Raw genomic sequence first — 11,613 nt, 5'->3', positions numbered from 1 at the left:
TATTGCTGGAGGCTAGAAAATGTTCGGCGAACTCTCTGATCGGGAGAAAGCATGCCTAGAATGGGCAGCGTTAGGAAAGTCGTCGTGGGAAGTTGACCGGATCCTCGCTATCAGTGAGCACACTGTGGTTTTCCACATCAAAAACGCAATGCGTAAGCTTGGCGTAGCTAGTCGCACGCTAGCAGCAGTCAGAGCCATGGAACTCGGTCTCATTCAGCCATCAACCGAACAGTCCTCGCCGCATCCACTAGAACGCGAAATTAAAGAAGCTCCCAAAAATCCGGTTATTGCAACTATCAAAGATGATAGGTGACGCCTGGTCAAAAATCCTGTGATATTTAGTCGATTGACTGCCCGGGCACTATGGCGGCAATCGCCATGCGAGGCAGATCGGTGATTGCACGTGAGGGTCAGATCGATCGATGAAGGCGTCTGATAGAAGCCTTTTTTCATATGATGTCTATCGGTATTCGCCACTTGGAGCTTTACGGTTCCGCGTGGCGCATTAAAACTAGTCGTGGGGCAGCTCTGTTGATGCCGCGGTCGTGGAAGGGAGTGGCGAGCCTTTTGGATCGAGCGGTAATGCCAGAAAAAGTTGGACTAGGCACACGGACAGGAGCGTTGGTGTATTGCTTCAGGGCGCTTATGGTGCGTGATCTGCGACGAAGTACACTCGGCTCGCTGTGCATGCTCTTGCTTGTGCAGTCCTCCAACGCACAGAATTACCCAGCTCCACAATGTCTACCAATTGTCACTTCTAACATCTCCCCCCAGCTCGAGTTTTTCGAAGGCAGTATGTTTCCGTCAGGTCTTGCCTTATCTGCTCGACGCAACGCTGAATATCTCCTTGAGAAGTTGGCGGCTGTAGATAGCGGCTCATCGCTTGCTCAAGCTTATGTCCTGAATTTCGGGCCGGTATCAATTTTCTTTCCAGCCAAGGAGTGTCCAAACGGGTGCACGGCTTACCTCGTCCGAAATGACGAACATGTGCGTCTGATTAGACCGATTTCGTTCTTTTCTCACATGATAATAGTGTCTCATCCAATGTTTTCTTGGGTTTTCCTCGCCGAGGACGGCAATCGATTCGTTGAAATCCGATCCAGTAAGGCAGGAGTAGAAGTCCATGAGTGGAGCGAATTACCAATGAGATTGTATCCGTCGCTAGCAAAGTCCTGTTTAGTTAGTGGAGCGTTTGGTAAGCTCGCACCGGCGTCAAACGAAGATCGTCAGTAGAAGAGGTGGACATTTCTCATGGCAGATACAGAGTGGAATCTCCCATTTGCCCCGACGATGGTTATCGGGAAGGTCTCTGTCGATTACAGCAGCTTTTCGAGTTTGCCGAGTTCTCGGGCAATCTCTCAATATAACGCGACCGTGCCGGCCGTAGATTATCTGGTAAAGTCCCCGGAAGGCAGCGCTGCGCTGGCCAATGTAAGTTCGCCCACAATCCAGTTTGGAACGAAATACTCGGGGGCGTATGCCTGGACTGATCCAGCATCAGGAAGCGTGACGTTCAATTTAAATGCGCAGTACTCTGCGGCCAACGTACAAGTGAACGGACAGTCGGTGCCAATCGGCTCGATGACGCTTACGTTGACGAATCCTGATACCGGCAGGAGTTCTACCTACACAGAGCCGTTCGGTGTTGTCGGTATGCACGAATTCGACCACATACAGTTTCCTCAGCTATCGGGAGAAACTGGAGAACGCGGTGGGCACAATAATCTGGTCGGCGACTATCTTTTTCGTACGATTGTAGGAGATCAGGTCAAGCAATTGTATGGTCCGGTTGAAACGCAGGAAACATTTGAGAGACTGAATGACCTGGCAGCGCTGCAGAAATGGAATAGACAGATCGACTGGGCGTCGATCACTAACGCAGCGCAGGCCAAGAACGCAATGGACAACAATCCCGCGATTCAGTCTTGGCTACCATCGATGGCGCAAGACCACATCAAAGCAGGTCTCTATGATGCTCCTGCAGGTGGTGGCTCACCCGACCCAACGACATGGGCTCTTCAGGCTTGACCACGACGCCAAGCGACATCGTCAATAGAGACTTTGCAGATCTGCAGCAGCCCTGGATGGCGTCGTTTCCGCAATACGCCTATGACGCGGCAACCAACTATGTCTCACCTCCAGCAACTGACTATGGTTCAAGCTCGGCGACAACGCCTAACGGCGTCGTCAATCAGGACTTTGCGGCTGTCAATCAGCCGTTGACGACCTCCTTTCCGCAATACGGTTATGACGCGGCAACAAACTATGTGTCACCTCCAGTAACTGACTATGGTTCAAGCTCGGCGACGGCGACACCGAACGACGTTGTCAATCAGGACTTTGCGGCTCTCAACCAGTCGTCGACTTCCTCGTTTCCGCAATACGCCTATGACACGGCGACAAATTACGTCTCGCCTCCAACGAACAACTACGCTTCGAATGATACGTCAGGGTATTCGCCGGGCTATGACACATCCACCTATGCCTCGAATTACAACTCAGGGTCTAGTTATGATTATTCATACAACTATGACTACTCTTACAGCTACTCCGATTTTGGCGGCGGTGATTTCGGCTTCGCCCCGGTGGTCCTGGATCTGACCGGCCAGGGCATCAACATCACTCAGCTCTCGCAGTCGAATACGTTCTTCGACGCCACCGGATCCGGCGTCCAGAACCAGATGGCTTGGGCAGGCGCGGGCAACGGCGTGCTGTTCTTCGACCCGACTGGAACCGGGCAGCTGACCCAGGCCAACCAGGTGATTTTCACGGACTGGGACCCTAGTGCCAAATCGGACATGCAGGCGCTGCTCGACGTGTTCGACACGAACCACGATGGCGCGCTCAACGCCGGCGACGCGAACTTCTCGAAATTCTACGTCATGGTCACCAATGCCGACGGCACGCAGACTGCAAGGTCGCTTGCCAGCCTCGGCATCACCTCGATCAACCTGGTCGAGGACGCAACCCAGGTGGCGCTGCCGGACGGATCATCGATCGACGGGCAGACGAGCTATACGACGAGCGGCGGCACGTCAGGAACGGTTGCGACGGTCACGTTCGCGACCAGTGCCAACGGCTACGTGGTAACCACGACAACCGGCACGAATGCGGATGGATCGGTTACCATTGCGACCTCTGAAACCAATAGCGATGGCAGTCTCGATCACAAGCGCATCCTGAATACGCTGGTCAGCTCCTCGACGACGAGCGGCGTCGCGACGACCACCACCAACCGTGAGCTGACGACCGTCAATAATGGCGGCGTGGTGCTGACCCTTCAGACCGACAGCATTTCCGCCGCGAGCAATGGCGCCACGACGGAGGTGCTGACCAACTATTCCGCCGGCACCATCACATCGACGGGCGAGCTGACCAGTGCCGGCACGGCCGGCTCGGAGAAGCTGAACTCGACCACCACCGCGACGACGGTGACCTCGGGCGGCAAGGTCGTTACCATCCAGCGCGACCTTCTGGGCGGCGGCTGGACTACGCAACAGGAGGTGGATACGACGCCGAGCTCGGGCGCCGCAACCTATGTGGTCAGTGATCTGAATTTTGACGGAACCGCCAGCCATGTGACATCGAGCACGGTGACGAGCGGCGGCCTGGTCCGAACCACGATCGGCCTGATCGACGGCAACAGCGCCATGGCGACGACCTCGGTCGATGCCACCGTGATTGGCTCCGGCGGTGTTCGAACGGAGACGATCACGACATCGTCCGGGACCACCGTGACAAGCCTGGTCCAGGCGGTCACGTCGACGACGTCTAACACGGTGACGCGCACGACCTCCAGCTATCTTACCGACGGTACGACGCTCGATCGGGTCTCGGTGGCGCAGACGGTGACCACCTCAAGCGGCTCGGTGACCACCCAGACTGATCGCAGCGCCGATGGTACGCTGCTGGACCAGGTGGTCACCACGCAGACGCCGCAAAGCAGCGGCGGGCTGGTGACTTCGGCGGTCACATCGGCGCTCGACAACGGAGCCTTCATCGGCACCGGCGCCCAGGTCACGGCAATTTCCAACGCGGGTGGAACGGCGACCACGACCGTCACGAATTATAGCGCCAATGGAACGCTCCAGTCCCAGCGCATCACATCGGCAACGCTCGGCAGCGCGGCGCGCACGGTCACCATCTATGGCAATGGCGATGGAAGGATCTCGCAATACGAGACCGTGACGGTCAGCTCGGGAACCACGACCGATACCGTCCAGCTGCTGAATGGCGATGGCTCGATCCGGGACGAGACGGTGACCAGCACCGCGAGCGGCGGCCTCTCGAAGACGCTGCAGATCGACTCGACTGGAGCCGGCACCGCCGCGGCACCCGTATTCGATCACATCACGACGGACAACACCATCACCTCGGCTGGCACCTCGACGGAAACGGTCACCAACTATGGTGCCAGCACCAGCTACAAGATCGATCAATCGCAGACAATCGTCACCTCGGGTGGACTCCAAACCATCGTATCAAGTGCGTTCACCTCCTCATCGCTGATCAGCGGTCTGTGGGATCAAGTCACCACAGATCTGACCACGATCAGCGCCGGCGGTGCCTTGACCGAGACGCTCACCGTCACCGATGGCGTGAGTCACGCTCTGAAGACGGCTCAGACGAACACATCTGCCGATCGGCGGACCAGGACCACGACGACGACGTTGGGCTCAACGAATCTCGTCAAGCAGGTCGAGACCGTCACGATTGCGAATAGCGGCACTGTCCGTGACCAAGTTGTCAGTTTTGACCAGTTGGGAGATGTTCTCGGTGCCACGGTCACGACCTCGACAGCCGATGGTCTGGTGAAAACGGTCCAGAAGGACATCCAGGGGCAGTCTGCGGCAGCATTTGCCTCAGGCGGACTTGCTTTCGACGTCACGGCTACCGATACGACCGTCATCAACGCCGACGGCAGCCGGACCGATACCGTCAATACGACGGCGCAGAACGGCGCTTTGTTGTCGCAGACGTCGGTGGCATCGAGTGCCAATGGTCTTTCGACCACGACGACCGTCAATCCCTATGCGACAGCGCATTACGCCACCAGGACTGCACGGACGACCACGTTGAATGGTGATGGAAGCAGCACAGTTGCATCCGCCACCTACAGCTATAATCAGGTTCTGATCGGCAGCACGCAAACCGTCACTGCCGCCGGTGGGTTGGGCACCACCACCTCCCAGGACCTCGACGGCGACGGTGTCACCGACCTTTCGACCGTCGATCTCGTCACCATCAACGCGGATGGTAGCCGGACAGAGACCGTTACCGATTACACCGGAACGACCGCTGGCGCCGTGCGTGACGTGACGACGGCGCATACTGGCATCATTGTTGCCGGCGCGGGGCTCGAGTCCATCACCACGCGGCAATCATTGGGGTCGGTGCCGAGCTACCAGGTCGAGACCGTACTGCCCGCCGCCAACGGCAGCGTCACCGATACGACGGATTATTTCGCGAGCCCCGGAGGCGCGCTGCTACTAAGGACGATCGCTACGACGAGTGCCAATGGTCTGGTCAGGACCACTGCTACGGCGGTCAAGGGCGATACGACAACGGACTTTTCCACCACCGACGCCATTACGCTCAATACGGACGGAAGCCGGACGGAGACCGTCAGTACGTCCAATAAGACGGGCCTGCTTGCCGAGACGGTGACGGTCGTCTCAGGCAATGGCCTCTCCAGGACCACGGAGGTTGACGCCAACGGCGCGGTCAACGGTTCCGGTGCAGCTGTTTTCAACCGAGTCATAACTGACAATACTGTTCTGAACAGAACCGACGGCAGCAGAACCGAAACGGTGACGACGCTGAATGGCGTTGGAACGGCGATCACGCAGAGCGTGACGACGGTGAGCGCGGATCAGCAGACCACGACGACCAACCGCTACCTCGGCGAGACCGGCTCCATCACGGTCGTCGACCAGACCGAAACCAGGCAGACCCAGACGAACGGATCGGTCATCGATACCGTGACGAGCTACAATGCGTTCAATTCGCTGCTTGGATCTATCACGCGAACGACCAGTGGAAACGGCCTGTCGGTGCAGACGGTTTACAAGAATGCCGCAGGAACTGCGACGGATACCCAAAGTAAGACGACGACATACAACGCAAATGGCGATGGCGGCTATCTCGTCGACGCCGAGGATGCCGACGTCGTTACCGGCAGCACCACACTCAGGAGCTCGGTCCGGACGCAGGTCACCGGTAATGGCCAGCAGCGAACCACCACGATGACATTGTCCGGAGCGGTGGCCGCGCAGCTGGCCGCAAGCTCGAGCGTTACAACCCAGGACGTCGTGGTCATCGACGACTCGGGAAATACGACTGAGACCACGACCGACACGCTCGGCAGCGCGACGGTCCCGACCGATACGACGGTGGTGGTGACGTCGGCCAATGGGCTGAGCACGACATCATCCACCGCGATCGGAAACGGGACGCCTTCCATCGTCGAAACCAAATCGATCAATCTCGACGGCTCGAAGTCGGATACGACGACCTACTACAATTCGTTTGCGCCATCGGTGATCGTCGCTCAGACGGTTGTGAATACCAGCTTTGACGGCCGGACGGTATCGGCGACCACCTATTCGGACTTCGACGGCACGCAGTACAACGCGGTGACCGATACGTTCGTCGCAAATGCGGACAACACGACGACGGAAACCCGTAGCGGTTCGGGCTCGTTCGGGGCCGGCGCGTTCGGGCAAATTGTGACGACCTTGACAAATGCCGATGCCAGCAAGACGACGACCACTCTGAACTATGACGCAACCAACCTCTTGATCGGTCAGACCGTCGCAAGCGTATCGGGCAACGGGCTCGCGAAGAGCTTCGTTTACGATACCACCGGGCAAGAGTCGCAGGCCGGCCTCAATGCGGCGGCGAGTGCGATACTGACCGGCGCGAGCGTTCCGGCTTCGCTGTTGGCTACGGATATCATCGCGTCGGACATCACCACGCTCAATCCGGATGGCAGTCAGACTGAGATTATCAAGACGGCCTATGGCAACAGCTTCTCGAACCTGAGGTCGCAGACGATCACCACGACCAGTGCGAACGGTTTGGTGACCGTGACCCGGATCGACAATAACGGCAACGGCATATTCAACCAGGTCGACACGACGACGGTTGCGCCCGATGGCTCGAAGACTGTCGTATGCGCCTATTACGGTGATACGGCTGCGACCGCCAGCACGTTGCTGGGGACCAATACTTATACGGTCAGCGCGAATGGGTTGGTTACGACCCTGGCGACGTCCACCGGCGTGACCGATACAACCGTGACGTTTGCCAATGCCAATGGCAGTTATCAATGGTCCCGTGCGGTCGCGGCCAACAGCCCGGCGGTCACAAATGCGGCGATGCCTCACAACGAGAGCGCTTCGCACGTCATCGACGCCAACGGTGTCGACACCTGGACTTTGAACGACGGGTATAACCTGCCTCACACGATCACGATCGACCTCGCGAGCGAAAAGCGTGACACCGCGATCGCAAATGAGATCTTTCAGACTCTGCTTGGCAGGACAATGGACAATGCAGAGTCGCAAAGTCTGCTGAACTTCATCAATAACGGTACGCTCGACCGTTACGGTCTGGCATTGGGGATTCTGCAGACCGCGGGATATCTCTCCAATTATGCGGTGCCTGGGCCGACTGCAGGAACCTATTACTACTACGGGTTTGACGTCACGGCGGCTTTCCAGAACGCATTTGGACGGCCCCCGACTGCCGAAGAAATGGCGACGTTCGGCCAGTACATGCATGATGCCGCGCCGAGTGCCCAGGAGCTCGCCAACCTTGCGGTGGCAGTCGCCCAGTACGCCACTGACCAGGGAGCCAAAAATAATCGCACGGCGGTGGATCCCAACCAGGACCTGGTGACCACTGCGCCGCAATGGATCAGCCCGGCCGGATCTGCCGTCGCCATCACGGCCGCCGGTACTTACACCTATTCAGGGCAATGGCTTGAGGATGGCAACAGGGTCGCAGGTGTCGGCGGCGTTGCGCTCACCATCAACGGGAATAACGACGCCATTCTCGCATTGGACGGCAGCGTCCTCACTCTGAACGGCTACAACAATTCAGTCGACATCCCCGGTGTCACCGCGTGGGTGAATGCCTCGAACACGGCGATCACCATCGAAGATTCCGGCATCGGAGTCGTGTCCGGCAACAACAATCAGATTGCGCAGGTCGGCGCGACCGAGTTGATCGTGAGCTCGGGGACCGGCAATCAGATCTATGTCGGAGCGGGAGCGCTCCTGGGAGGATTCGCCTACACCACCGCCTATCCGATTACGGAAGCCTCGAATGCCACCATTACGATCGGAGCAGGGGTCGGAACGTTCGACAATGCGGCCCAGGTGTTCGGTGACAACGACATCGTCTATGTCGACAATGGAGCCTATGTCTCGGTCGTCGGCAACAATGACCGGATTGATGTGATCGGGTCCGGAACTGCCTTTGTCTACGGAACCGCGAGCGGAAGCCAGATTTCCTATGGCGGAGTGATCGAGGTCGTTTCGGGTAACACCGTCAACAATACGACGGTGTCGTCGGGCGGGGTTCTCGCGCTTTACGGCGGGGCTACCGCTTCCGGCACGACCTTGTTGGCGGGAGGGCTGCTCGAAATAGGATCGGGCTATACGCAGAGTGGATTCTCGGTCGGGAGTGGCGCCTTCCTCCAGGTCGACTCGGGGGGCGCGGCGGTCGGAACGGTGGTCGCGAGCGGCGGGACCATGATCCTGGTCGGCGGTGAGAGCGATACGGGCACGACGTATGCCGCGGGCAGCTTCAAGGAGATCATCGGAGGCTATGTGCTTGGAGCGTACACCGTGAACAACGGCGTGACGCTCGAAGTTGCGTCGGGAGCAACTGTCGCGAGTGCGGCGGTAGCGGCTGGCAACGCGGCTGCCGTCTACGCCGGAGGTGTCGTCAGCGCCGTGACAGTAAGCAGCGGCGGGAGCTTCACCGACTACGGTTCAGTCTACGGCGCCAACGTGGCGCTCGGTGCGTCCGTTACGGTTGGCTGGGGCGGTCTTCTCGATGTGATGACGGGGCAGTCGGTCAGCGGCGTCGTCGTCCAGAATGGCGGCGTACTCGTGGTCGGATCCGGCGGAAGCGCAAGTGGGACCGTGGTGACAAGTGGCGGGTTGCTCGAGCTGCTGGGGGGAGCGACCGCCGTAGGAACCGTCCTGCAGCAGGGGGCCATACTCGACGTCGGATCCGGGTTCACAGAAACCGGCTACATTGTCGGCAGTGGAATGATCCTGGCCGTCGAAGCAGGAGGCGCGGCGAGCGGGACGGTCGTGCAGAGCGGCGGGACGCTCGAACTGGCGGGCGGAAGCTGGACGAATACCACAATCAGTGCTGGCGGAACGCTCTATGCGACGAGCGGAGCTTCGCTGTCCAACTACACCGTGAGCAGCGGTGTTACTTTGGAGGTGGGGGCGGGTGCGGCGGTCAGCAATGTGACCGTGAGCAGCGGCGGCGAATTGGCAATCTACGGCGGCTCGGTCACCGGCGTCGTTACCGCAGGCGGTTCTGTTGTCGTCAACAATACAGGATCGGCGACGGCAAGCACCGGCCAGACGGTAAGTGGGCTGACCGTATCGAGCGGTGGTGTCCTGACCGTCGCGGCAGGTGCGACCGCTCGAAACATCGCGGTCGCAAGCGGGGGCCAGCTGACGAATTTTGGGACAACCAGCGGTGCGGTCGTTTCCAGCGGGGGGGCCGCCACCGTGTCTGCCGGTTCTCTGAGCATTCTGGCCGGTCAGACCGCATGGAATGTCTCGGTTAACAGCGGAGCGAACCTCGTCGTCTCCTCAGGTGGGACTGCTGACAACGCCTCGATTGCAAGTGGCGGCCATTTGGTCGTCAACGGAACGGTGGTGGGAGCTACGATTTCGAACGGAGGCGCGGTTGTCTCGAGCGGCGGTGTGCTGGAGCTTGACGGGCAGAGCGCAAACGGGGTGACCGTGAGCAGTGGGGGAGCGCTGATCGTCGACTTCTCGGCCAGCGCCAGCAACGTCACCGTGGCAAGCGGTGGTAGTCTCTCTGTCGTCGGATACAACAGCAACCTGGTAGGGGCCTCCATCGCAACTGGCGCGTCAGCCGTTGTGTCGGGCTTCGCACAACTCCGTGTTCAATCAGGTCAGACGGTCAATGGTGTGACTGTCGCGGCCGACGGTCTGCTCTATGTCACCTCTGGTGGTCGAGCGAGCGGCACGGTCGTCAGCAGTGGCGGCACGCTGGAGGTTTTCGCCGGCGGGGTCGCCAGTGCCACCACGGTGCTCAACGGCGGCACGTACGAAGTCGGTTCGGGCTTGACGCAGACCGGCTATGTGGTCGCCAGCGGCACTATTCTGGAGGTCGCATCCGGTGGTGTCGTCAGCGGCACGTCCGTCTCCAGTGGTGGAACTCTCGAGCTGTTAGGCGGTGCGGCGGCGAACGGCACAACCTACGCGTCCGGTAGCTTCCTGGAAATCGTAAGCGGTACCACCCTCAGCAGCTACGTAACCAGCGCCAACGTGACGCTGGAGATCGGCGCGGGTGGGACAGTCAATGGCGCGACCGTCAATGGCAGCACGGCGCTAGCCGTGCTCTACGGAGGTACGCTGAACAACGCTACCGTGAACAGCGGCGGCAGTCTGGTGGTCGACGGAACGGTCAATGGCGCGACTGTTGCCGCGGGCGGTAGCGTCACGGTGGGCGCTTGGGGCAAGCTCAACGTCTCCTCCGGCCAGACCGTTCGCAGCGTGTCGGTCACCAGCGGCGGCTCGCTGTCGATTGCTGCAGGCGCGACTGCCAGCGGGACAGTAGTCAGCAATGCCGGACAGATCGTCGTCAGGGGTACGGCCAGTGGCTCGACAATCAGTAGCGGTGGTGCTGAGGTCGTCACCTCAGGCGGCACGCTATCGAGCGCCGTGGTCGCTGGTGGAATGCTCGAGGTCATGAGCGGAGGATCGGCAAGCGGCATTACGTTGTCGAGTGGCGGAACCCTCAAGTTGGATACATCGGTGAGCTATGGCGCAACGATCTCCGGCTTTGGGTTGCCTGACCACCTCGATTTGGCCGACATCAGCTTCGGATCGAGCACAACGCTGAGCTTCGCCGAAGCCGCCAACAATCAAAGCGGGACGTTGACTGTCAGCGATGGTGTTCACACGGCTCATCTCGTCCTCGCGGGGCAATACACGACCAGCCGCTTCACGATGGCCTCTGACGGCCAGGGAGGCACGCTTGTAAGCGACCCACCAGCGGAACCAGCAATCGCTTCGGATGAGCAGCATTCCTCGGATGCGGCAACTCAAGATGCCTTTGTTGACCTCCAAAAGCTCCTGGGCTTCACGGACGATTGGGGCAGCTTCATCCATGTCGTAGACAATTGGCGTCAATCTGATGTCCCGGCCAATGTCTTGCCCGGCGTCAGTACCGGAAATATGGAAACGGACGCGCAACTTTCACGATTGATCGATGCGATGGCCAGCTTCTCGGTGGACGACCGCGGCTTCGTTTCTGCGGCGCTCACGCAAGAAGCTAGCCATGATCAACGGACGCCGGCACAGATCGCCGCCTCGTGGAATGGATAAA

3 protein-coding genes are annotated in these 11,613 nt (G+C 59.4%); all 3 read left to right on the top strand.

The features are described 5' to 3' along the window. The first annotated feature begins 19 nt into the window (after nucleotides 1–19). The 3 genes from BRADO_RS34475 to BRADO_RS28820 all read left to right on the top strand — a co-directional run bounded on the left by BRADO_RS34475 (nucleotide 20) and on the right by BRADO_RS28820 (nucleotide 11,612). Nucleotides 20–313, top strand: a complete 294-nt coding sequence (locus BRADO_RS34475) for a helix-turn-helix transcriptional regulator (RefSeq protein ID WP_083794985.1) — start codon at nucleotides 20–22, stop codon at nucleotides 311–313. Nucleotides 314–1,251: 938 nt separating this feature from the next. Then, entirely contained in the window at nucleotides 1,252–2,028 is a 777-nt protein-coding gene (locus BRADO_RS35195; protein ID WP_157872623.1) for a hypothetical protein, read from the top strand. Further along, nucleotides 2,025–11,612, top strand: coding sequence for an AIDA repeat-containing protein (locus tag BRADO_RS28820; protein ID WP_162093067.1), 9,588 nt, complete (start codon nucleotides 2,025–2,027; stop codon nucleotides 11,610–11,612). Before BRADO_RS35195 ends, BRADO_RS28820 begins: the two co-directional genes overlap by 4 nt. The last annotated feature ends 1 nt before the right edge of the window (nucleotide 11,613 follow it).

Source organism: Bradyrhizobium sp. ORS 278, assembly GCF_000026145.1.
Lineage (GTDB): Bacteria > Pseudomonadota > Alphaproteobacteria > Rhizobiales > Xanthobacteraceae > Bradyrhizobium.
This window is presented reverse-complemented; position numbering and strand designations above follow the sequence as displayed.

What these genes read in the sequence shown, in the direction of transcription:
- BRADO_RS34475 (WP_083794985.1), top strand. Translation starts at nt 20, where the DNA reads ATGTTCGGCGAACTCTCTGATCGGGAGAAAGCATGCCTAGAATGGGCA.
- BRADO_RS35195 (WP_157872623.1), top strand. Translation starts at nt 1,252, where the DNA reads ATGGCAGATACAGAGTGGAATCTCCCATTTGCCCCGACGATGGTTATC.